This window comes from Arcobacter sp. F155, from assembly GCF_004116455.1.
In the GTDB taxonomy this organism is placed as follows: Bacteria; Campylobacterota; Campylobacteria; order Campylobacterales; family Arcobacteraceae; genus Halarcobacter.
The window spans coordinates 124113-146630 of the sequence record NZ_PDJU01000002.1; the positions used below are offsets into that span (position 1 = coordinate 124113).

Here is a 22518-nt window from a genome sequence, read left to right on the forward strand (position 1 = left end):
TAACCTTTAAAATCTATTTCTTTTCTTCTTTTTTACCAACTTTACCTAAGAAGTAAAGTCCTACTGATAATGCAGCAACAGCAAGTGCGAAATAAAGCATTTCTAATGCACCATTATATTCTGTATGTAAAACTCTTTGGAAGAAGTTTACAACAAGAACCATTACTATTACTTTTGCTATTTTATCTTTTAATTGATCTAGTGAAGTGATTGTTAATACTCTTTGTTCATCTTGCATCTCTTGAATATGCTTTATAGGAGATATGAAAAGTTCATAAATACCAAATGAAAAGATTAACATAACAACAGCAATTAGATATAAATCAACTGCTCCAATAATACCACTTACTAAATCTTCGTGAAAGTTTTCAGGATGAGCATTAGTAACTATCGTATCAAATGCATATTTTGCTACAACAAAAATATCCATACTAGCGATTACAAATAGTACTACTGCTCCTAATAATCCAAAAAGTACAGCAAGAAGAACAAGATATCTTGACTTCCACATTGCACCTTCAAAGATTTTTTCCATCATTAAGCTTCATTCTCCATTTCAACCCACTTAAGTCCGATTCTTACAGCATTTGTTGCTGCTCCAACTCTTACTTGGTCTGCTACGTTAAAATAGTGTACTACATTTGGAGAATAAACATCTTTTCTAATTCTACCTACATAAGTAGTATCAGTATCAGTTGAGATGATTGGCATTGGATATGCATTGTTTTCTAAATCATCAATAACTTCAACATTTTCAAATCTTTCTAATGACTCTCTTACTTCATTTACGTCTACGTCTACATCATTTTCAAATGTAACTGTGATAGACTCAGAGTGAGATCTTAATACTGGAACTCTAACACAAGTTGCAGCTACGGCAATCTCTTTGTGCATGATTTTTTGAGTTTCATTAATCATTTTCATCTCTTCTTTTGTAAATCCATTTGGTTGAGCTACGTCAATTTGTGGAATTACATTAAGAGCAATTTGGTGAGCAAATGCATCTTTTTGAGACTCATCTAATTTAAAGGCAAAGAAGTCTTGCATTTGTTTAACAAGCTCTTCCATACCAGTTTTACCAGCACCAGATACTGCTTGGTAAGTTGATACATCAACTCTTTTGATTCCATATAATTCATCTAATGGCTTCAATGACATTACCATTTGAATAGTTGAACAATTTGGGTTTGCAATAATTCCTGTTTCTCTCCATTTTGCAATATCTTCTGGATTTACTTCTGGAACTACTAATGGAACATTTGGATCCATTCTAAAGTGGCTTGTATTATCAATAACTACAGCACCCGCATCTACTGCAAATTTTGCAAATTTCTCAGATACACTTCCACCAGCACTAAAGAATGCAATATCTACTTCTTGCTCTTCAAAAACAGTATCAGTTAATTCTAAAACTGTATACTCTTTTCCTGCATATTCGATTTTGTCTCCAGCACTTCTAGCACTTGCTAGAGGAACTAAGTTATTGATAGGGAAATCATACTCTTTTAAAACTCTAAATAGTTCTTCCCCAACGGCACCAGTAGCACCAACGACTGCTACATTAAATTTTCTCATTATTCATTTCCTTTTTCGTCATTGTTTATATCTAAACCATCGTTTTGGTTTTCACTTGTTTCTTCACTTTTATCTGTAAGATTGAACTCATTTAAATCAATACCATCCATAGTAGCGGCACTTTCAATATCTAGTTCTTCATCTTGTTCTTTTGGACATTTTGCAATAGATACAACTTTGTCTTTTGCATCTACATTTACAATGATTACACCAGAAGTATTTCTTCCCGCTTTTCTAATTGTTTGCATATCAACTCTAATCATCTTACCAATAGATGTTAATGCCATTAAGTCTTGTGTTTCATCTACAAGTACAGCACCAATTACATTTCCAGTTTTTTGGTGAAGTTTCATAGAAATAACACCAGAACCTGCTCTATTTGTAAGTCTGTATTCATCTACAGTTGTTCTTTTTCCAATACCTTTTTCAGACACTGTTAATAACTCATGTTGGTCATCTTCAATAATCTCTGCATCAACTACAAAGTCAGTATCATGTTTAAACTTAATACCTCTTACCCCTCTTGTAGTTCTTCCTTGCTCTCTAGTTTTCTCAATATCAAATCTGATACATTGACCTAAGCTTGTGAAAATCATTAGGTTTTGAGTTTCAACTGTTGTAATCTTAGCTGTTACAACTTCATCTGCATCATCAAGAACAATAGCTCTTACACCATTTGATCTAATATTACTGAAGTCTTTTAATGATGTTCTTTTTACAATACCATTTCTTGTAAAGAATGCTAATGATTTAGACTCATCGAAATCTGATGTTGGTAAAATAGCCATAATTTTTTCATCAGCTCTTAAGTTGATTAAGTTAACTACTGCTTTACCTTTTGCAGATCTACTTCCTTCTGGAATTCTATATACTTTTAACCAGTATAATTGACCCATATTCGTAATGAACATTAAGGTATCATGGGTATTTGAAACGAAGAACTTCTCAATGAAGTCATCTTCATGAGTGGTTACGGCTACTTTACCTTTTCCACCTCTTCTTTGTTTTTCATAAGATTTAATTGGAACTCTTTTTACATATCCATTATGAGTAATAGTAACTACCATTGGCTCATTTGGAATTAAATCTTCAATATCAATTTCGTCATATGAATCTTCAATCTCAGTTCTTCTCTCTTCAGAGTATTTTTCTTTGATTTCTAATAATTCATCTCTGATAATTTCATTTAATTTATCTTCAGATTTTAAGATAGCTTCTAACTCTGCAATAAGAGTTAATAACTCTTGGTACTCAGCTTCTAGCTTATCTCTTTGAAGACCTGTTAATCTTCCAAGTCTCATATCTAAGATTGCTTGTGATTGAATTGGGCTTAATCCAAATCTATTTTGTAAGCTCTCTTTTGCTTCAGCATCAGTTGCACTAGCTCTAATAATTTTAACTACTTCATCAATATTGTCTAATGCAATTTTTAGACCTTCTAAGATATGTGCTCTTGCTTTTGCTTTTTCTAAATCAAAAATTGTTCTTCTGATAATTACAGTTTTTCTATGAGATAAGAATACATTTAATAACTCTGGTAAATTAAATACTTTTGGTTCTTTGTTATGTACAGCTAAAAGAATAATACCAAATGTAGTTTCCATAGGAGTTGACTTGTAAAGGTTGTTTAATACAATTTCACTCATTGCATCTTTTTTAAGCTCAATTACAACTCTAATACCTTCTCTATCTGACTCATCTCTAACTTCAGAAATACCTTCAATATGCTTATCTTTTGCAAGTGTTGCAATTTGCTCAATAAGTCTCGATTTGTTTACTTGGTATGGAAGTTCATCTAAAACGATTACTTCTTTTTTACCCTTAGTTTCAATATGGTGTTTTGCTCTAATCTTTACTCTTCCACGTCCAGTATTATATGCATCAATAATACCTCTTCTTCCAAAGATTGTACCACCAGTTGGGAAATCTGGACCTTGAATAAATTGCATTAACTCATCTGCAGTAGCTTCTGGATTATCGATTACGTGAAGAATAGCCTCTAATAACTCATCTAAGTTATGAGGTGGAATCTTTGTTGCCATACCAACAGCAATACCTTCTGAACCATTTAATAAAAGAGTTGGAACTCTTGTTGGTAATACATCTGGTTCTCTCATAGTATCATCATAGTTAGGAACAAAGTTAACTGTATCTTTATCAATATCTTTTAAGATATCTTCAGAAACTTTAGTCATTCTAGCTTCCGTATACCTCATAGCTGCTGCATTATCACCATCAATAGAACCGAAGTTACCTTGCCCATCAACTAATGGTGCTCTCATTGAAAAATCTTGTGCCATTCTTACTAATGCATCATAAACAGAGCTATCTCCATGTGGGTGGTACTTACCGATTACGTCCCCAACAATCCTTGCTGATTTTTTATATGGGCTTCTTGAGCTCATATTTAAATCATGCATTGCGTAAAGGATTCTTCTGTGAACTGGTTTTAAACCATCCTTTGCATCAGGTAGTGCTCTACCAATAATAACACTCATAGAGTAATCTAAATAAGAACTCTTAATACTATCTTCTATATTAATATCGATTATGTCTTGATTTTCAAAAAGGTTTTCCATTAATAAATGCCTTTGTTCTAAAATTTAGATATTTTATCTAAAAAAGGCTTAGTTTTCGGTAGTTTTAAGCAAAAAAAAAGGATGAAAGTCAAAAACTCCCATCCTTTTTGTAAAATAATCTATAAAATTATAGATTGTTCTATTTTTTATAATTTACGATGATATTATAAACTTCATCTTTTAGTTGTAATTTCTCTTTTTTCTTCTTTTCAACTTCGAATTGATCAGCATGATTTTTTTCCATTTCTTGGATTTCTTCATCTAATGCATTATGTTTTTCAAACACTTTTGCGAAATGTGCATCTTTTTGTTTTAATTCAGTTATCTCTTCTCTATATTCATGAAACATTGTCAATCCTTATATTGGTTTATTAAATAATTATATCACCCCAGGACTTAATTGTATTTAAATCTAAGTTCTATAGTCAGCATTAATTTCAACATATTTATAACCTAAGTCACAACCATATGCTGTAAATTTACCCTCACCTATTCCAATATCACATAAAACCTTATATTCACAGTTTTTAAGTACTTCTGCTGCTTTTGCTTCACATACTTCATCAAAAAGGATAACTCCCTTTTCAAAAACTTTTACATCGTTATATGAAATAGTTAGTTTTGTTTCATCACACTCTATTTGACTTGCACCAATAGTTGAAGCTATTCTTCCAAAATTTGGGTCTTCCCCAAAAAGTGCAGTCTTTACAAGTAATGAGTTAGATAAAGCTTTTGCTGCAGTTTCTGCCTCTTCATCACTTCTTGCACCTACTACCTCAAAGGCAACAGCTTTTTTAGCACCTTCACCATCTGCTACCATTAACATAGCCATATCATGCATCACAAGTTTTAAAACCTCTTTAAAAGCCTCTTTGTTATATGCATTTGATTTTTTATTAGCTAATAAAAGAACTGTATCATTTGTAGATGTATCACCATCTACAGAAATTGCATTAAATGAAGTATGTGAGGCTTCATTTAAAAGCTCTTTCATATCTTCTTTAGGAATAGCTGCATCAGTACAGATAAAACAAAGCATTGTTGCTAGGTTTGGATTTATCATCCCTGCACCCTTTGCAACTGCTCCTATTTTAAATGAGTTCTCTTCATCAATTTTTACTTCATACATACAAGTTTTTGGATAGGCATCAGTTGTCATAATAGCTTCTGATAGATTTTGCCCACTTTTTGAACTTAAATCAAAAGAGTTAGCTCCAACAATAATCTTCTCTTTTGGAAGAGGATTTCCTATAACTCCAGTTGAACTCATAATTGGATTTACAATATTATGATTTATAGAAGAGAAAATTTCATTTATATCATCAATTCCTCTTTGTCCTGTCATAGCATTTGCATTTTTTGAATTTATAAGTACAAAATTTGACTGGAAACCTTTTTCATACATTTGATAATGTTTAAGTGGAGCAGCTTGAAATCTATTTTTAGTAAAAACTGCTTCTATTTCACAAAGTGTATCTGAATAAATAAATCCTAAATCTTTGTTTCCATTTGGTTTTAATCCTGCATGAATACCATCACAGTAAAAACCATCAATCTGGTCTATGAAACCTTTTATTGGTAGAATTGTAAACATTTTATAAATCCTCTGGTTTTTCTTCTAAAGAGATAATTCTTTTTGCTTTAGAGATTGCTTTTTGATTTCCAACTAAAAGTAGTTTTGATTCTCCTGTTATTATAGTAGAACCTTTTGGCATTTGGATAAATCTTCCTTTTTTCTCTGTAATTCCAATAACAGATACTTTGATTTTATCCCTTAACCTTAAATCTTTAATCTCTCTATTAATTACCCATGAGTTTTCATTTACATAAGCTTCTTCCATATCAATAGGAGTATCTCTTTTATATAAAAACTCTTCAAGTACATTTTCCATCTCTGGTCTAATAGCCATAGCTGAAACTCTTTTTGCCATAAGAGAAGGAGTTGCAACAACTTTATCAGCCCCAAGTTTTTTAAGCCTGATTTTCTCATTTTGCGTTTCTGCATTTGAAATGATTAAGAAAGGACTTCTACCTAACTCTTTTTCATATAATCTAACAGATGCAATAAGAGTAATATTGTTTGAGATATTCTTTGATAATGAAATAACTCCCTTAGCTGAACTTAGGTGTGATTTTAAGAAAGCATCCTCTTTATAAGGCTCTTCTTTTACAAAATATGGGTAGTTACACTCTTTTGCAATCTCTTCTAAATCATCACTTGGATCTACTACAACAAATGGAATATGGTTTTCATTAAACTGCTTTGCTAATTGAGCAGTATACTCATTATGATAAAAAATCACAAAATGTCTTCTAAGTCTTGCTATCTTGTAAAGCATTCTTCTTTCCTTTAATAATTCTCTCAAAGTACCATTTGTTATTACATCAATTACAATACCCACAGCAAAAATTAAACTTGCGAAACCTGCAAGCATTAGACATACTGTAAATACAATTGTAACATTTTTGAAATTTGCTTCGTTTAATGCACCAAAACCTGTGTTAGTTAAAGTATAAGCTGATTGAAAAATGGCATGCATAATTGAATAATCTTCAAGATATACATAACCCATAGTTCCTATCATTAAAACAACTTGAATTAAGATTAAAGGAAGTCTTATTGGTTTTAGTTTTGAGTAGATTAATGGATTTAAATCATATTCTGGTTTAGCTGAACGTATCTCCCAGCCAAGAGCTTTTTTTATTCGTTTAAAAATGCTCATGAAAGCACTTTACATGTGCTTTCTATGAGTTCTTTTTAAGAGTTCTTAACTCTTTTGCAGAGATTTTGATTTTTCTAGTAGTACCATCTTCTAAAGTAACTCTAACAGTTCTTAAGTTTGGTAAAAATCTTCTTTTTGTTTTGTTATTTGCGTGACTTACGTTGTTTCCAACCATAGGTCCTTTTCCTGATACAGCGCATCTTCTTGACATTTTCTTTCCTTAATTTTTTTTAGTGAAAAATATTCGCGTATTATATCCTTTTGTTCTTAAGTTTGGTTTAAACAAGACCTTAATCTTTAACTTTTTCTAAAGCTATATAATTATAATATTTTTTATTATTTGATTTAAAGGTTTATCATGAACAAAATATTTTTGATACTAATACTAAATAGTTTTATTTTTGCTCTTGACATACAAAAGGCCAAAAACTATAAGCAACATCATACCATAAAAAACTGGGTTATGAGTGAAAAACTAGATGGAATAAGAGCTTATTGGAATACAAAGGAACTTCTTACAAGAAAAGGAAATAAGATTTATGCTCCAAAATGGTTTATAAAAACTCTACCTAATTTTGAACTTGATGGTGAACTATGGACAAAAAGAGATGACTTTGAAAATATTCAAAGTATAGTAATGGATAAAAACCCCTCAAAGAAATGGAAAGAGATAACATACAATATTTTTGAAGTGCCAAATCAAAAAGGAGATTTCCTTTCAAGATTAGAGTTAGTACAAAAATATATAAAAAAAGAGAAATTACAACATATTAAAGTAATAGAACAAATTAAAATAAAAGACAAAGCCCATTTAGAAAAGTATAAGAATGAGATAATAAATAAAAAAGGTGAAGGTGTAATAGTAAAAAATCCTAACTTAGAGTATTTTCAAGGAAGAAATTCAAATATACTAAAAGTAAAAAAGTTTTCTGATATGGAAGGAGAAGTTATAGGTATAAATATGTCTCAAAAAACAGGTGTACTGAAAAGTTTAAAAGTAAAACTTGAAAATGGAATAACTTTTAATCTAGGGACTGGTTTTACAAAAAAGCAAAGAGAAAAATCTTTTAAAATAGGAACAATAGTTAGTTTTAAATATTATGGATTTACTAAAAATGGCAAACCGAAGTTTGCTTCATTTTTAAGAGTAAGAGAAGATTAATTATAAAGTAGCAATTATCTCTTCAACTTTTGATAAGGCATTTTCTAAAGAGTGTTCTTTTGCTATCTTTCTATTTTGTTTTTTGATTAGTTTTAAATCATTTTTATTTTGAAGTAAAGCCTCTACTTTAAACTGCATACTTCTATCATCTGGACTTTCCATCATAGCAAATACATCAACTAACTCTTTAGCAGGATTTGTTGCAGTTACAAAAACAGCACACTTACAATACATAGCTTTTAAAATATTTGAAGCAAAGTTTTTACTATGAGTAGGTAATATAAAAATATCACTAGCTAAAAATAGTTCATCTTTATTTGGATAGTCTTCTAATAAAAGAATTTTATCTTCTACATTTATTTTTGATAGTTGAAATCTAAGACTTGTGATTTGCTTTTTATCACTCTCTATTACTGCAATATAGTTGTCACTACTTAACTGCAATACAATAGAAATAAACTCTTTCACACCTGAAGTTTTAAAGTTTTTAGCTGTAAAAAAGATAATCTTCTTTTTAGGGTCAATATTTTGCTCTTCACAAAAGGCTTGTTTAACCTCTTTTGGTTTTTTATATTCAATATTTACACTTGGATATAAGACTTCTACTTTGTCAAGGTTTTCTTGAAAGTTTTTAAGTAACTCATGGTGAACAGTTTGAGAGTTTACAAAAACTTTCTTAGCATTCTTAATGTTTTCAATAGCATCGGCATCTAAGTTTCCACTATGAAAATAGATATCTGCAAACTCTTTATTTCCAAGGACTTTAGAAAAAAGTGATGGCTTTTTTACTTCTTGAATATTCTCTTTTTCAAGAATTTTACTTATAAGAGAATTTCTTGTCTTATAGTTTATTGTAATCATTTATGATAACTCATTATCTATTATTTGGCAAATTGTATGACCAAAAAGAATATGCATTTCTTGGATTCTTGGAGTATCATCTGAGGGAACAACTAAATTTACATCACAATAGTCGTTCATAGCTCCACCATCTCTTCCACTCATTCCAACAATTTTACAACCAATTTCTTGCCCTACTTTAAATGCATTTATAACATTCTTAGAGTTTCCAGAAGTAGAGATACCAAAAAGTAAATCTCCCTTTTGTGCTAAAGCTTCTACTTGTCTATCAAAAACTCTATCATAACCATAGTCATTTCCAATAGCAGTAAGTGCTGAAGTATCAGTTGTAAGTGCAATACCAGGAAGCCCACGTCTTTCTGTTTTGTATCTTCCTGTTAATTCTGCTGCAATGTGTTGTGCATCTGCTGCACTTCCACCATTTCCAAAGAATAAAACTTTATTTCCATTTTTAAGTGTTTCAACGATAAGAGCTGAAGCCTTTTGTAATGGCTCAGTCATACTCTCTTTAACTTTTAAAATAGTTTCTAAATGAGCTTCAAATTCATTTTCAATTACATTTTTCACTTAATTTGCTCCTTGGATTTTTTCTATTGTTTTTGTAGTACTTTTTCCATCAACAAACTCAACTAGTTTTGTTTGTTTCGCAATATCACTTCCTACTACTTCTTTACCTTCGTAATCAGCACCCTTAACTAAAATATCAGGCTCAACTTCTTTTATAAGCTCATAAGGAGTATCTTCATCAAAGATAACAACATAATCAATACACTCTAAAGCTGAAAGAATATATGCTCTATCTTCTTCGTTGTTTATAGGTCTACTTTCACCTTTAAGCCTTTTCACACTCGCATCTGAATTAAGTCCTAAAATTAAAACATCTCCAAAAGATTTTGCCACATTTAAATAACTTACATGACCTCTATGTAAAATATCAAAGCAACCATTTGTAAATACTACTTTTTTACCCTGAACTTTTAACCTTGCAGATATTTTTGCTATATCTTCTTTTGATTTTATATGAAGTTCAATTGAACTTTTATGTAAACTTGCTTGATACTCTTCAATTTCATCTAAAGTAGCAGTTGCACTTCCTATCTTACCAACTACAACTCCAGCAGCTAAGTTTGCAAACTCTAAACAAGTCTCTATATCACAATCTAAACTTAGGGCAAAACCTAATGAAGCAAGAACTGTATCCCCTGCTCCTGTTACATCATAAACTTCCCTTGCAACTGTTGGTTTTACTATTACCTCATCATTGTTTAATATGGCAATTCCATTTTCACTAAGAGTTATAAGTGAAACTCCAAGGTTTGCATCAGCTTTTAGTTTTTCAAGTGCTTTTCTTAAAGTATCATCATTTTGAATCTCAATACCAGAAGCTAGTTGTGCTTCTTTTTTATTTGGAGTTAAAAGATATGCTCCCTTGTATTTAGAGAAATCACTTCCTTTTGGATCTACTAAAACTTTTTTATTATATTTATTTGCATAAGGAATGATTTTTTCTAAAAGCTCACGTGTTAGAACTCCCTTATTATAATCAGATAATAAAATTGTATCATAGCTAGTAATCTTCTCTTGTAACTTGTCAAAAATAGCTTTTGCACTTGTTGCAGAAATAGAGTTTTTACTCTCTTTATCATATCTTACAACTTGAGAATGAGAAGCCATAAGTCTTGTTTTTCTTGAAGTTTTTCTTCCAGTTTGTTCGACTAAAAAAGATTTTACCCCTTGTTTATCAAGCATTGATTTCACTTCATGTCCTGCTTCATCATCACCAATAACAGACATAACAGAAACTTCACTTCCAAGTGCTACAAGATTACTAATAACATTTCCTGCCCCACCTAAAACTTTTGTCTCTTTTTTGATATCAACTACTTGAACAGGAGCTTCAGGAGATATTCTATCGCAAGAGCCCCAAAGGTACTCATCAATCATCAAATCACCAATTACTAATATCTTTGGCAAATAGTTTGAAGCTAGTTTTTGAATATTTTCCAATGATTAACCTTTTTTTACTTCTGTTTCAAACAGTCTTTTTATCTCTGGAAGGTAAGCTTTAATTCCTTCTTCCATAGAAAATCTTGGCTCATAGTCTAAGTTTTCTTTTGTTGACTTAATATTTGCTTCAGTAAAGAATTGATAAGAACCTACAAATGGATTTGGGATATACTCTTTGCCATTGTCAATTTCTAACTCTTTTTGTAAAATATTTACAATATCTTCAAAGCTTCTTGCACATCCAGTACCTACATTGTAAACACCACTTTGTTTTGCAGCACAAGCTTTTATGTTTGCTTGAACGATATCTTCAATGTAAATAAAGTCTCTTAAGATTTTATCACTGCCTTCAAATAACTTTGGTGTTTGTCCATTTAAAATTTGATGTCCAAACTGAACTACCATAGAAGCAGTTTTGTTTTTGAAAAATTCTCTTGGACCATATACATTAAAATATTTTAGTCCTACAATTGAGATATCTACACCTTTTTTGATATATTTGTATGAGATGTTATCCATCATAACTTTTGAGAAACCATAGGCATTGTTTGGTTGCTCAAATCCAACTTCAAATCTATCGCTATCTCCATATGTTGCAGCTGAACTTGCATAAATCATATTTGCACCATGAGCAATTGCAATTTTTAATAAATCTTCATAGGCATTTACATTTGTTTGTACCATTAGGTCTTGTTCTTGAACAGTTGTATCAGAGATTGCTGCTTGATGGAAGATATAGTCAAGGTTGAAGTTTCTTTCAAGCTCTTTTAGTAATTCTTTATCATTTATATCACCACTTATTACTTGTCCATTAAACCCTAAAAGGTTTTTAAAGTGTCCAAAGCTTTTTAGGTTTCCATTTGAAAAAGTCTCTCCACTTCTAAAGCAATCTAAGGCAATAATTTCTGCATCTGGGTAGTTTTCTTGAAAGTAGAAGCATAGGCTTGAACCAATAAAACCTGCTGCTCCTGTGATAAGTATTGTTTTGTTATTAAAATCTATATTTGTATATTTCATAATAGTATTCTCTCTTTAATTTAAAAGATACTATTTTAGCAAAAATTTAATTAGATTCTAAATTAGTTTAATTTATGGTCAAACTCTGGTACTATCTCTTTTAGTTTTGCTATTTTATCTTCACAAACTAAAAGCTCTTCTATATCTTTGTTTAGTCTATTTATATCATATTTAGTAGGACTTGCTACTGTGATTGATTCATATTGTGTTTTCATATCACTATCATTGATTAAAAGCTCTTCATAAAGCTTTTCACCAGGTCTTAAACCACAATACTCAATTTCAATCTCATTTCTTCCACTTAACTCAATCATATTTTTAGCTAAATCTACAATCTTGATTGGTTCCCCCATGTCAAGAATAAATATCTCTCCACCTTTTCCTATACTAGCTGCTTGAAGTACAAGTTCACAGGCTTCTGGAATAAGCATAAAATATCTTGTAATATCTGGGTGAGTTACTGTTATTGGTCCACCTTTTTCAATTTGTGATTTAAACTTAGGAATAACACTTCCACTACTTCCTAAAACATTTCCAAATCTTACAGCTACTATTTCTGTGTTTTTATCTGTATTGATATTTTGAGCATATAGTTCACAAATACGCTTTGTAGTACCCATCACATTTGTAGGTCTTACTGCTTTATCTGTAGAAATAAGTACAAACTTTTCAGCTTTGTATTTAATAGCAAGGTCAATACAGTTTTTTGTACCCATAATATTATTTGAAATACCTTCTAAAATATTTCCTTCTACAAGTGGTACATGTTTATAAGCTGCCGCATGAATAACAATGTCAGGTTTATATTTTTTAAAAGTCTCTTCTATAAAGCCAAAATTTCTAACTGTTTGCATAACTGGAACTACTATTTCAGAGTTTAACTCATCAGTAATGCTGTAAAGATTAAACTCACTATGGTCAACTAAGATAAGTTGTTTAGCTCCAAACTTCTTACACTGCCTACTAATCTCACTACCAATACTTCCACCAGAACCAGTAATAAGTACAATTTTGTCTTTAATAAAGTTTTCAATTCTTTGTTTGTCTAAATCTTTTGGATGCCGTGCTAATAAATCCTCAACAGAGATATCTTTTAACTGTGTTGAAAAATCTTTATCTCTCAAAATCTCTTCTAAAGAAGGAAGAATTTGTATCTCTGTAAAATACTCTTTTAACTCTTTATAAACAGAGTTTATCTGCTCTTGAGTTGCACTTGGCATAGCAATTACAAGAAGGTCGTATTTTTTAGCTTTTTCTTTAAAATTCTCTTTTGAAAGAATTCTTATACCATCAATACTTCTACCTTGAATAATCTTATCATCATCAATAAAATATCTTACTTTATATTTACTAGGTCTAAACTCTTCTTCAAGCTTCATCCCAGCTTTTCCAGCACCATAGATTACTACTCTTTTTGTCTTTTGAACTTTACTTCTATTTACTACAAAATAGTATGAGTACATTAAAAGGTTTGCAGAAAAGACAAATAAGAAAAGTTCTGAAGCAAGAAGTGCAAATCTAACTTCTCCATGAAAATATGGTGCATATAAAAAGAAAGGAGTGATATAAACTATACTTTTTAAGATGAATGTCTTTTGTGTTGCCTTACTCCAAGAAAGAGAAAAATCTTTAAAAAGAATAAGTGATGAAATCATTCTTAAAACTATAATAGTTAAAACAACAAACCAATCAAAAGACTTATGAAATATAAAAAAAGTCCATGCAAAAGAAAATATAGTAAGAGAAATAATAACTAGAAAGTTTAAAATTCGTTTATCAATGTGAAACATCTACTTATCCAAGTTTTCTTTTATAGTATCACATATCATTTTTATATCATCTTTTGTCATAATAGTACTACTTGCAAGGCATAAACCTTTTTTAAATAGCTCTTCACTTGTACCATTTAAAAATGACTTTGAAGAATTAAATAGTGGCTGTTGATGCATAGGTTTCCAAAGAGGTCTTGACTCTACATTTACTTTTTCCAATGCTTGCATAATTTTTTCATGTGAAGTTTTATCAAAAGTTAATGCAGTAAGCCATCTATTTCCTCTAGTATTTTCAAGTTCAGGCATAAACTCTATTTCTTCAATATCATCTAAAAATTCTTTATACCAAGAAAAAATCTCCCTTTTTTTAGATACTCTATCTTCAATAACTTCCATTTGAGCAACACCAATTGCAGCTAAAACATTTGACATTCTATAATTATAGCCATACTCTTCATGTTCATAATGAATAAAAGGCTCTTTTGCTTGAGTTGAATAGAATTTTGCTTTTTCAATCCATTCTTTATTATCACTAACTAACATTCCACCCCCCGAAGTAGTTAGAATTTTATTCCCATTAAAACTATAAACTCCAAAATCACCAAAAGTTCCAGTATGCTTTCCATTTTGTGTAGCACCTAAAGACTCTGCAGCGTCTTCTATTAAATAAACTCCATACTCTTTACAAATATCACTTATCTTTTGAATATCAGAACTCATTCCATAAAGATGCGTAATAATTAAGGCCTTAGGTTTTTTACCACAACTTTTCAAGTACTCTTCTAAAAGCTTTGGACAAATATTCCAAGTTTTTTTATCACTATCTAAAAATACAGGTGTTGCATTTTGATAGATGATTGCATTAATTGAGCCTATAAAAGTAAATGTTGAAGCTAAAACTTCATCACCTTTTCCTATTCCTAAAACTCTTAACGCAAGATGAATTGCTGCAGTTCCAGAAGTTACAGCAAGTGCATTTTTTGTTCCAGTATAATTTATAATAATTTCTTCAAACTTATTAACATATTCTCCTAAGGGAGCTATATAATTACTTTCAAATACTTTTTCAATATATTTTAATTCATTTCCACTCATATGTGGTGCACTTAAAAATAATCTTTTATTCATCTATAACTTTCCTAATTCTATTTATCTTTGGGAACATAAAGTTCCGCTTCTCCATCTATTACTATTTTATTTTTTACTTTACAAGTTGTTCTAAAAAATACTCTTCTTTTATCTAAATCTACTTTTGTAACTGTTGCGGTTGCTACAACTGTATCTCCAAGATACACAGGTCTTTTAAATTGTAAACTTTGAGCAACATATACACACCCCTTACCTGGTATTTTTGTACCAAAAAGTGCTGAAAAATATGATGCAGACATCATCCCATGGGCTATTCGTTTTTTAAATCTTGAGTCTTGAGCATACTCATCATCCATATGCACAGGATTTCTATCTCCAGATATTCCTGCAAATGCTTTTACATCTGCATCTGTTATAGTTTGGCTATAACTTACTTCCATTCCCTGTTGTATCTCATCAATGGGTACTTGATTAAAAACTAAAGAGCTAGACATTATGTTCTCCTCTTTATATTTTCTTTGGTAAATTCAATAGCAGGGTTACCAAATACAGTCATACCATCTGGTACACTTTTTGTCACAACAGCACCTGCAGCTACTACTGCACCTTTACCTATTCTCAAAGGTCGATTAGGTTTTCCTTGGTGGATAATAGCACCTGTTCCTATATAAGCATGGTCACCTACATGAACATTTCCATTACACTTTACAGCTGGTGCAAAAGTAACATAGTCGCCTATTACACAATCATGGGCTACATAGCTATAGATATTTGCTTGAAAACTCTTACCAATAGTTATGTCAGAAGTGAGTGTAACAAAAGGACAAAGTATAGAACCTTCACCCATTTTTTCATCTTCTAACACAACACAGTTTGAAGCTTTTACATCAAAAATTTCAATGCCTTTTTCAAGACACTTTACAGTAAGTTTCTCTCTAATCTTACTGTTTGCTATAGCTATCGTAACTCTTTTTTTACCATTATGATTTACAAACTGCTCAAAATTTAAAATATCACATCCTAAGAGTTTATTTGGAACATTACCATCATCTACAAAAACAATCTTAGATTCAACTCCAAACTGTTCTTTGACCAATGGTAAAACTTCTTTTCCAAAACCACTTGCCCCATAAATACCATAAACATTATTCATGAAGGTTTCCTTGAAGTTGGAAAATAAAAACTACTATTTATCCCCCTCTTATTTAAAGCTGAAGGTAACAACCGTACTTGAACGCCCACAACTTTTTGATTATCATCAATATTTCGTACAACCATACATTCACCTCCTACTATTGCATTTTTCCTATTATTATACCTTGTATCACATTAGAACAATTTCCAATATCAGTAAATTCACCCACTTTTACATCTTCTGTAAGTGCTACTTTTGGGAAGATATGCACAAAGTTTTCTATCGCACGTTCATGTTTTACTACACAAAAGGTATTGAGTATCACACCCTCACATATGACAACTTTTGCATTTACTACTACATTTGGCATCACAAGTTCCCTTGCCAATAGTAGCACTTGGAAATATTATGACACTTGGGTGTATCAAACTAACTATCTCAAAGCCATTACTTTGAACTTTTTCATATAATTTTGCTCGTATAGCATTACTACATATAGCAAAGGTCATGTAAATACCGTTGGTTCTTTTTATATCATCAAATGATGGATATTCGTTTTCCTCATCATCTACAAATATAATATCATCATACCCACAAGATGAAGCTATATCAGCTGATACAAGCCTTTGACTACTTGTACCATAAATATAGATACTTTTACCCATCACTTACTTCCCGTAAACTTTTCCATAGTAACACTACTTGAAGAGCTTATATCACTTCTTTTTACTACTTTTAAAAATGTCATCCAAAGTATCTTCATATCTAAAGCAAAGGATTGATTTTCCACATACCATACATCATAGTCAAACTTTTGCTCCCAAGATATAGCATTTCGTCCATTTACTTGAGCCCATCCTGTAATACCTGGCTTTACATCATGTCTTCTTTTTTGAGTTTCATTGTATAGATCAAGATATTCTATAAGAAGTGGTCTAGGACCCACGAAGCTCATCTCTCCTTTTATCACATTGAAAAGTTGTGGAAGTTCATCCAAGCTTGTACTTCTTATAAACTTTCCTATACCTACAAGTCTTTTTTCATCGGGAAGAAGATTTCCATCTTCATCTTTATCATTTGTCATAGTTCTGAACTTATATATACCAAATATCTTTTCTTTATAGCCTGGTCTCTTTTGTCTAAATAAAATTGGTCTACCCATTTTTAATAAAATTAATATGCTAACTACTATATAAATAGGAGAAAATAGTATTATTAAAAAAAGTGCTAAAAGTTTATCAAATATTGATTTAAGCATTTGAAACCTCTTTAATTAATTCAATATAGCGTTCAGCTAATTTCTCTCTATCAAACTTTTCTTTTACATACTTGTAACCATTTTCTCCAAAATCTTTTAGTTCTGTATCACTCATACTTAAAAACTTATCAACTACTTTTTTAAACTCTTCTAAGTTTTCAGGTTCTGCATAGAGCCCACACTTTGCTTCATTTATTAAATCTCTTGTTATACCATCTATAGTTACAAATACTGGCTTTCTACAGCTCATATAGTCAAATACCTTATTGGGGTATACTGTCTTAAAAGTATCAGTCTTCTTGAGTATTGCCATACATAAATCACTTGAATTTATATAGTCCACTACTTCATGCTTAGGTACTGAGTCTATAAACTCTATGTTTTTAAGATTATACTCACTAGCTTTTTGTTTTAAAAGCTTTTTTTGCATACCATCACCAATAAGTACAAAGTGAATATTATCATATTCTTTAAAAGCCTTTGCAGCTTCTACTACTTGTATAAGGTCATTTGCTACACCATGGGCTCCAAGATAAGTAAATACTTTTTTGTCACCCCAACCAAATTTTTTTCTTAATTCACTTCCTTTATGCTCTTCCCCCATTATAGAAAAATCAGCACCATTTGTAATAATCTCTATTTTATCTATAAACTCTGGATATCTTTTTTCTATATTTTCTTTAAAAGCAGGTGTGAGTACAACTATTTTTTTACTATATTTATAAAGTCTATGCTCTAACCAATATAAAATTTTTAATAAAATCTTATTATTTAATACACCAGTTGCTACAGCTGATTCTGGCCACAAGTCTCTTACTTCAAAGATAAAGGGTACTCTTTTTAGTTTCGAAACTATTATTGCACTAATCCCTACAAAAATAGAAGGTGAAGTTACAATATACACATCAGGTTTTTTTAGAAACAGTGCTTTTATAAGTGAAGAGAAGGTATATGAAAGATACCCTATCACTCGACCTACAAAGTTACTATTGTACCCAGAATAAGTCCAAGTACGATATAAAGTAATATTATTCTCTATTTTTTCAGTATTTGACCAAGTATTTGAAAGTATCTTTTTTCCTGTGGCATAGTGAATATTCCCAGCTATAACATTTGTTTTAAACCCTGCCTTTTTACTAAAAAAAGATGTAAATTCATTCCATCTTGAACCACCTGGGTCATTCTTCCCTAAAAAATATTGATGAAAAAGTGTTATTCGCATATAGTGTTAGTCCTCTTTTTTATTATAGTTCTTATCTCAAAATCTTTAAAAGTATCAATCTCAAAACTTATTCTAACCCCCTTATCATAAGAGTTATAATAATCAGACATATAGCTGGTTTCTAGCTTGCACTTTATATTTGAAGAAATAATATACTCATCAACCTTCAAGCTATATTCATCAATTTTCTCTACATCAAACTTTGTATTCCAAATTTGCTTAATGTTTGTATTCTCTTTAATATTCTTTATATTATCTATTACTATTATTTTATCATTTTCTAGTTTTATATCTCTTTCTTGAACTACTCCAAGCTCTTTTTTGTATGCATAATTCTCACCTAAAAAATGATTTTCATCAAAATAAATACATTTTGCTTTTGTCCAATTTGAATATCCAAAGTTCAATACTTGAGCCATCTGATTTGAATTATTTATCATCGCAGTATTATGACCAACTACTCCTATGAAATTATTTTTAAACTTTTTATCAGTGTTGTAGGAATACGACCCTGCATCACAAAATATATTCTTATTATCACTCCAAACATCAAGATGAAACATATCGTTTGAAGCGGGTCTATCTTTGTAGCTGTGGCATCTAAGAAAGCTAAAAAAGTTTTTGTTTTTTAATATGTAGTATCCACCATCATCAAATTTTATTTTTTTATTTAACTCTTTAATTTCTTTATCTTCTAAAAAAAAATATTCTACTAACTTTTTATTATCATCAAACAGACTACAACCTCTATTTACTACACTAGCAAAGTTTAAACTACTTCTAAAATCTCTATAGTTATCACCTGTTAGTGGAAATAAATTTGCTCCATCATTTGAACCATAATTTGGAAGCCATCCATTTTCTTGAATAAACGAGTTTAAAAACTCTATCATTTGTTGATGTCGTTGCTCTAGTTCTATTGGTAAGTTATAATTCATCTTTTTTGATACAACCATCACAAAAGAAAGTACATCTAAAGTAAGTCGTTGATAAATAAATGAATGCTGAATATATGAACCATCACTATATACTTGATATGATGTTTCTTTTAGTAAATACTTCAATCCTTTATTTATAAAATACTTTGATTCCTTAAATTGTGAGAATATAAGTCCACTTATAAAAAGTCCAGCAGCTTCACTTATAGAGTGATTATTTTTAACTGATTTTACAGCATAATCTATATTTGCATCTATTCTTAAAAGTGAAGTATAAATACTTTTTACTATTTTTTGTTCATCTTCTTTAGTAAAAAACTCTCTAAAATATTCAAGTGCATTTATCCAAGCAAATACTCTAAAACTTATTTCTTGACCACATTTATAATTAACACCTTGAGGATATGGATTTTTTTCTATCCAGTCTAATATCTGAGCTATGCATTGTTTAGCATATTTTTCATCTTTTGTAGTACTATAAGCATTTATATAATAATACACTTGAGGAAACCTAGAAGCTTCCCATATAAGCTTTATATCTCCATACTCTCCAAAGTCTGGCAATTTATTCCATGATAGTGTATTATTTGCCTTAACTTTTGATATAGGATTCATCTGCCAATTGACGTTTCCGTCTTCACTATAATCAAAATACTCATTTGAAAAAGCAAATATCTTACCCTCAATAGCATTATCTGCTTTTTGTATGAATGATTTTCTGTCTATAAAATCATTATTAATTAAACCAATTTTTTTATAGTAAAACTTTTCTATATTATAATTAGATACTTTTTTAAGTATCCTATCATTTACTTTATCAAAATAGTTTATCTTTCTTAGTATCTCATACTTTACTCTAAACACAAACCAATCAAACCCCATAAGCTTGATGTATTCATATATTGGTTTGATTTTATTTAATAAGCTCATTTAACTCATCTTCTAGTTCATTTATTTGAACCACTCTATTTTCTTCAAGTGATCGTACATGTGCAAATGTTGCAAGTGTAGTATTTACTAATGACTCAAAAGATATAAGATTTTCTTTTGAAGATTTGATACTCTGTACAAACCCTACCATCTCATCTTTGTGTCCTTTATCTTGATTCCATTTTTTCATACTACTTGCGCCATAAGCATTTACTTTTTTATAATTATCTAGCTCAAAAACTTTTCCTTCACAAAAAAGATTCATCTGCTCTTTTGGATATGATTTATTTCCATTTGCAAGATAACTAAGAGTTCCTATTGAGCCATCTCTAAATCTAAGATTTAATATTACATTATCATTTTTTATAGATAACTCTTTTTGGCTATTTAGTGCTACACTACTTACAGACTCAACTTCACTATTTGCTAAAAAGCTCATAGTATCTATGAAGTGACACCCCTCACCAATAATACGACCACCACCTACAATAGGGTCATGCACCCAAAGATCTTTTGGTAAAACTCCTGCATTGATAATCATATTCATAGCAAGACCACTACTTCTACCTTTTGTCTTCATATATATATCTTGGATAAATGGTGAAAATCTTCTATTAAACCCTACCATCAGTTTAGGAAGTCTGTTTTCAATTGCTAATTTATTACAACATTTCACTACCTCTGCTAACTGATTGATGTCAACAGCAAGCGGCTTCTCTACAAATAAATTTTTTCCAGCTTCTAATGATTCTACAACTAAAGAAGCATGATTGTTATGTCTAGTAGTTATAAAGATAGTATTTATCTTTTCATCTTTTAAAAGCTCTTTATAGTCCGTCGTACTATACTCAAATCCAAACTTTTTAGCTGCAAGTGAACTAGAAAGTCCTTTACTGCTAGATACCCCTATAAGTTTTGCAGTTGAATCTTTAAGGATAGGAAGAACTATCAATTTTGTAAAGTTTCCTGCTCCTATCACACCAATTCCAACTTCACTTGATATTGCACTGCTATTTGAAGTTATAAGATTTACTTTTCGTTCAATTTTTACGTTTTCTTTTGTTTCATACTCTAGAACTACACCTAAAGCATCACGATTGTTAAGTATCTCATTATAAGCTTTCGGTGCATCTGTGAATTTATACTTATGTGTTACAAGATAATCAAAATTAAGTCCTCCAGATGAAAGAAGTTGAAGTATAGCTTGAAAATTTCTATTTTCAGTCCATCTTACATATCCTACTGGATAGTCTATCCCTTCTACCTCATACTTATCATCATATCTTCCTGGTCCATAAGAGCTAGATATATGAAACGCTATCTCTTTTTCATAAAATGGTGGTCGTGGTATGTTCATACCTATAGCACCAACAGCTACTATTCTACCCTTTCTTCTAGTTATCTCTGCAGCTTGCTCTAATGGTCCATTTGATTTAGTAGCAGCTGTGATGATTACACCATCTACACCTATCTCATCTGTATGATTTGCCACAAAAGATATAGGGTCTTCTCCGTTAGCTGGATTTAATGCTATAAAGCCATTTGTTCTTGCAAGTTCTACTTTACCATTGTCTATATCTACACCTATTGCCTCACATCCATTTGCTTTTAAAAACTCCATAGTAATTTGACCAATAAGCCCAAGACCAATTACTACTACTTTTTCTCCAAGTGTAGGTTGAAATAATCTTATCCCTTGTAAAGCAATTGAAGCTATCACAGTAAAAGAAGCTTGTTCAAAAGATACATTATCAGGTATTTTAGCAACTAAGTTTTTCCCTACAGCTACTACCTCACTATGAGCACCATTTGAGACGACTCTATCACCTACTTTAAACTCTGTGACATTACGACCAACTTCAATAACAGTTCCAGCATTACAATACCCCAAAGGCATAGGCTCACCAAGCTTAGCAAATACAGTTTCAAGTGTAGGTACAAGACCATCTGTTTTTATCTTATCAAGTACCATTTTTACTTTATCTGGTTGAGCTTTAGCTTTTTGTATGTAAGAGCCTCTACCAAACTCCAAAAGCATTCTTTCAGTACCAGGAGATATAAGACTTCTCTCTGTTTTTATTAATACTTCATTTGCTCCACAATTTGGAAGAGGTATCTCTTCTAGTAGTATCTCACCTTTTTTAAGGTCTTGTAGTAGTTGTTTCATGTTTCGTTTACTCCTCTTATTTTATTATCTAATGCAATCATTTTTTTCATCTCTCACCACCAATATCTTCAAATGTTATTCTT

22 protein-coding genes are annotated in these 22518 nt (G+C 30.7%); 1 reads left to right on the forward strand and 21 read right to left on the reverse strand.

All coding sequences use genetic code 11. The annotated features are described in order from the left end of the window. Positions 1–13: 13 nt before the first annotated feature. The 7 genes from CRV03_RS03105 to rpmB form a co-directional block, all read right to left on the reverse strand. The gene (locus CRV03_RS03105; protein ID WP_258238991.1) at positions 14–538 is read right to left on the reverse strand and encodes a YqhA family protein; all 525 of its coding nucleotides are present in this window, start codon (positions 536–538) and stop codon (positions 14–16) included. Next, positions 538–1575: an aspartate-semialdehyde dehydrogenase gene (locus CRV03_RS03110; RefSeq protein WP_129083689.1), complete on the reverse strand. Its 1038-nt coding sequence runs from the start codon at positions 1573–1575 to the stop codon at positions 538–540. Before CRV03_RS03110 ends, CRV03_RS03105 begins: the two co-directional genes overlap by 1 nt. Further along, positions 1575–4154 carry a DNA gyrase subunit A gene (gene gyrA, locus CRV03_RS03115; protein WP_129083690.1) on the reverse strand — a complete coding sequence of 860 codons (2580 nt, stop codon included), beginning with the start codon at positions 4152–4154 and terminating at the stop codon, positions 1575–1577. The genes CRV03_RS03110 and gyrA overlap by 1 nt, the downstream gene beginning before the upstream one ends. A gap of 139 nt (positions 4155–4293) precedes the next feature. After that, entirely contained in the window at positions 4294–4503 is a 210-nt protein-coding gene (locus CRV03_RS03120) for a YdcH family protein (RefSeq protein ID WP_129083691.1), read from the reverse strand. A gap of 63 nt (positions 4504–4566) precedes the next feature. After that, entirely contained in the window at positions 4567–5748 is a 1182-nt protein-coding gene (gene argJ, locus CRV03_RS03125; protein WP_129083692.1) for a bifunctional glutamate N-acetyltransferase/amino-acid acetyltransferase ArgJ, read from the reverse strand. Between the two features lies 1 nt (position 5749). Then, complete coding sequence (locus CRV03_RS03130; protein WP_129083693.1) at positions 5750–6877, reverse strand: TrkA family potassium uptake protein; 1128 nt, start codon at positions 6875–6877, stop codon at positions 5750–5752. 22 nt (positions 6878–6899) lie between these two features. Beyond that, the gene (gene rpmB, locus CRV03_RS03135; protein ID WP_129007240.1) at positions 6900–7088 is read right to left on the reverse strand and encodes a 50S ribosomal protein L28; all 189 of its coding nucleotides are present in this window, start codon (positions 7086–7088) and stop codon (positions 6900–6902) included. A gap of 147 nt (positions 7089–7235) precedes the next feature. On the opposite strand from rpmB, the gene CRV03_RS03140 reads away from it, so the two are divergent. Continuing rightward, on the forward strand, positions 7236–8039 hold the full coding sequence (locus CRV03_RS03140; RefSeq protein WP_129083694.1) for a DNA ligase: 804 nt from the start codon (positions 7236–7238) through the stop codon (positions 8037–8039). On the opposite strand, the gene CRV03_RS03145 is transcribed toward CRV03_RS03140, so the two are convergent. The 14 genes from CRV03_RS03145 to CRV03_RS03205 all read right to left on the reverse strand — a co-directional run bounded on the left by CRV03_RS03145 (position 8040) and on the right by CRV03_RS03205 (position 22435). After that, complete coding sequence (locus tag CRV03_RS03145) at positions 8040–8900, reverse strand: glycosyltransferase (RefSeq protein ID WP_129083695.1); 861 nt, start codon at positions 8898–8900, stop codon at positions 8040–8042. It lies immediately after the preceding gene. Continuing rightward, a complete protein-coding gene (gmhA, locus tag CRV03_RS03150; RefSeq protein WP_129083696.1) occupies positions 8901–9467 on the reverse strand; it encodes a D-sedoheptulose 7-phosphate isomerase in 567 nt (188 codons plus the stop codon). Continuing rightward, positions 9468–10907, reverse strand: coding sequence for a D-glycero-beta-D-manno-heptose-7-phosphate kinase (rfaE1, locus tag CRV03_RS03155; protein ID WP_375153730.1), 1440 nt, complete (start codon positions 10905–10907; stop codon positions 9468–9470). It abuts the gene before it with no gap. 3 nt (positions 10908–10910) lie between these two features. Next, positions 10911–11924, reverse strand: coding sequence for an ADP-glyceromanno-heptose 6-epimerase (rfaD, locus tag CRV03_RS03160; protein WP_129083697.1), 1014 nt, complete (start codon positions 11922–11924; stop codon positions 10911–10913). Between the two features lie 62 nt (positions 11925–11986). After that, the gene (locus tag CRV03_RS03165; RefSeq protein ID WP_375153732.1) at positions 11987–13579 is read right to left on the reverse strand and encodes a polysaccharide biosynthesis protein; all 1593 of its coding nucleotides are present in this window, start codon (positions 13577–13579) and stop codon (positions 11987–11989) included. Between the two features lie 135 nt (positions 13580–13714). Beyond that, positions 13715–14824 (reverse strand): UDP-N-acetylbacillosamine transaminase, encoded by a 1110-nt coding sequence (gene pglE, locus CRV03_RS03170; RefSeq protein ID WP_129083699.1) that lies wholly within the window; start codon positions 14822–14824, stop codon positions 13715–13717. 17 nt (positions 14825–14841) lie between these two features. After that, positions 14842–15279 carry a MaoC family dehydratase gene (locus tag CRV03_RS03175; protein ID WP_129083700.1) on the reverse strand — a complete coding sequence of 146 codons (438 nt, stop codon included), beginning with the start codon at positions 15277–15279 and terminating at the stop codon, positions 14842–14844. After that, positions 15279–15938: an acetyltransferase gene (locus tag CRV03_RS03180; protein ID WP_129083701.1), complete on the reverse strand. Its 660-nt coding sequence runs from the start codon at positions 15936–15938 to the stop codon at positions 15279–15281. The genes CRV03_RS03175 and CRV03_RS03180 overlap by 1 nt, the downstream gene beginning before the upstream one ends. Positions 15939–16077: 139 nt before the next feature. Then, a complete protein-coding gene (locus CRV03_RS14310) occupies positions 16078–16245 on the reverse strand; it encodes a hypothetical protein (protein ID WP_309109182.1) in 168 nt (55 codons plus the stop codon). 4 nt (positions 16246–16249) lie between these two features. Then, positions 16250–16585 (reverse strand): hypothetical protein, encoded by a 336-nt coding sequence (locus tag CRV03_RS14315; protein WP_309109183.1) that lies wholly within the window; start codon positions 16583–16585, stop codon positions 16250–16252. Next, positions 16585–17178, reverse strand: a complete 594-nt coding sequence (gene pglC / locus CRV03_RS03190) for an undecaprenyl phosphate N,N'-diacetylbacillosamine 1-phosphate transferase (protein WP_129083702.1) — start codon at positions 17176–17178, stop codon at positions 16585–16587. Before pglC ends, CRV03_RS14315 begins: the two co-directional genes overlap by 1 nt. Further along, complete coding sequence (locus tag CRV03_RS03195; protein WP_129083703.1) at positions 17171–18400, reverse strand: glycosyltransferase family 4 protein; 1230 nt, start codon at positions 18398–18400, stop codon at positions 17171–17173. The genes pglC and CRV03_RS03195 overlap by 8 nt, the downstream gene beginning before the upstream one ends. Next, positions 18391–20268, reverse strand: a complete 1878-nt coding sequence (locus CRV03_RS03200; RefSeq protein ID WP_129083704.1) for a heparinase II/III family protein — start codon at positions 20266–20268, stop codon at positions 18391–18393. The genes CRV03_RS03195 and CRV03_RS03200 overlap by 10 nt, the downstream gene beginning before the upstream one ends. Continuing rightward, positions 20252–22435, reverse strand: coding sequence for a bi-domain-containing oxidoreductase (locus CRV03_RS03205; RefSeq protein ID WP_129083705.1), 2184 nt, complete (start codon positions 22433–22435; stop codon positions 20252–20254). The genes CRV03_RS03200 and CRV03_RS03205 overlap by 17 nt, the downstream gene beginning before the upstream one ends. Positions 22436–22518 lie beyond the last annotated feature (83 nt).

Excerpts from the sequence above, each read along its gene's own strand:
- CRV03_RS03105 (WP_258238991.1), bottom strand. The coding sequence starts at position 538 with ATGATGGAAAAAATCTTTGAAGGTGCAATGTGGAAGTCAAGATATCTT.
- CRV03_RS03110 (WP_129083689.1), bottom strand. The coding sequence starts at position 1,575 with ATGAGAAAATTTAATGTAGCAGTCGTTGGTGCTACTGGTGCCGTTGGG.
- gyrA (WP_129083690.1), bottom strand. The coding sequence starts at position 4,154 with ATGGAAAACCTTTTTGAAAATCAAGACATAATCGATATTAATATAGAA.
- CRV03_RS03120 (WP_129083691.1), bottom strand. The coding sequence starts at position 4,503 with ATGTTTCATGAATATAGAGAAGAGATAACTGAATTAAAACAAAAAGAT.
- argJ (WP_129083692.1), bottom strand. The coding sequence starts at position 5,748 with ATGTTTACAATTCTACCAATAAAAGGTTTCATAGACCAGATTGATGGT.
- CRV03_RS03130 (WP_129083693.1), bottom strand. The coding sequence starts at position 6,877 with ATGAGCATTTTTAAACGAATAAAAAAAGCTCTTGGCTGGGAGATACGT.
- rpmB (WP_129007240.1), bottom strand. The coding sequence starts at position 7,088 with ATGTCAAGAAGATGCGCTGTATCAGGAAAAGGACCTATGGTTGGAAAC.
- CRV03_RS03140 (WP_129083694.1), top strand. The coding sequence starts at position 7,236 with ATGAACAAAATATTTTTGATACTAATACTAAATAGTTTTATTTTTGCT.
- CRV03_RS03145 (WP_129083695.1), bottom strand. The coding sequence starts at position 8,900 with ATGATTACAATAAACTATAAGACAAGAAATTCTCTTATAAGTAAAATT.
- rfaD (WP_129083697.1), bottom strand. The coding sequence starts at position 11,924 with ATGAAATATACAAATATAGATTTTAATAACAAAACAATACTTATCACA.
- CRV03_RS03165 (WP_375153732.1), bottom strand. The coding sequence starts at position 13,579 with ATGATTTCATCACTTATTCTTTTTAAAGATTTTTCTCTTTCTTGGAGT.
- pglE (WP_129083699.1), bottom strand. The coding sequence starts at position 14,824 with ATGAATAAAAGATTATTTTTAAGTGCACCACATATGAGTGGAAATGAA.
- CRV03_RS03175 (WP_129083700.1), bottom strand. The coding sequence starts at position 15,279 with ATGTCTAGCTCTTTAGTTTTTAATCAAGTACCCATTGATGAGATACAA.
- CRV03_RS03180 (WP_129083701.1), bottom strand. The coding sequence starts at position 15,938 with ATGAATAATGTTTATGGTATTTATGGGGCAAGTGGTTTTGGAAAAGAA.
- CRV03_RS14315 (WP_309109183.1), bottom strand. The coding sequence starts at position 16,585 with ATGGGTAAAAGTATCTATATTTATGGTACAAGTAGTCAAAGGCTTGTA.
- pglC (WP_129083702.1), bottom strand. The coding sequence starts at position 17,178 with ATGCTTAAATCAATATTTGATAAACTTTTAGCACTTTTTTTAATAATA.
- CRV03_RS03195 (WP_129083703.1), bottom strand. The coding sequence starts at position 18,400 with ATGCGAATAACACTTTTTCATCAATATTTTTTAGGGAAGAATGACCCA.
- CRV03_RS03200 (WP_129083704.1), bottom strand. The coding sequence starts at position 20,268 with ATGAGCTTATTAAATAAAATCAAACCAATATATGAATACATCAAGCTT.
- CRV03_RS03205 (WP_129083705.1), bottom strand. The coding sequence starts at position 22,435 with ATGAAACAACTACTACAAGACCTTAAAAAAGGTGAGATACTACTAGAA.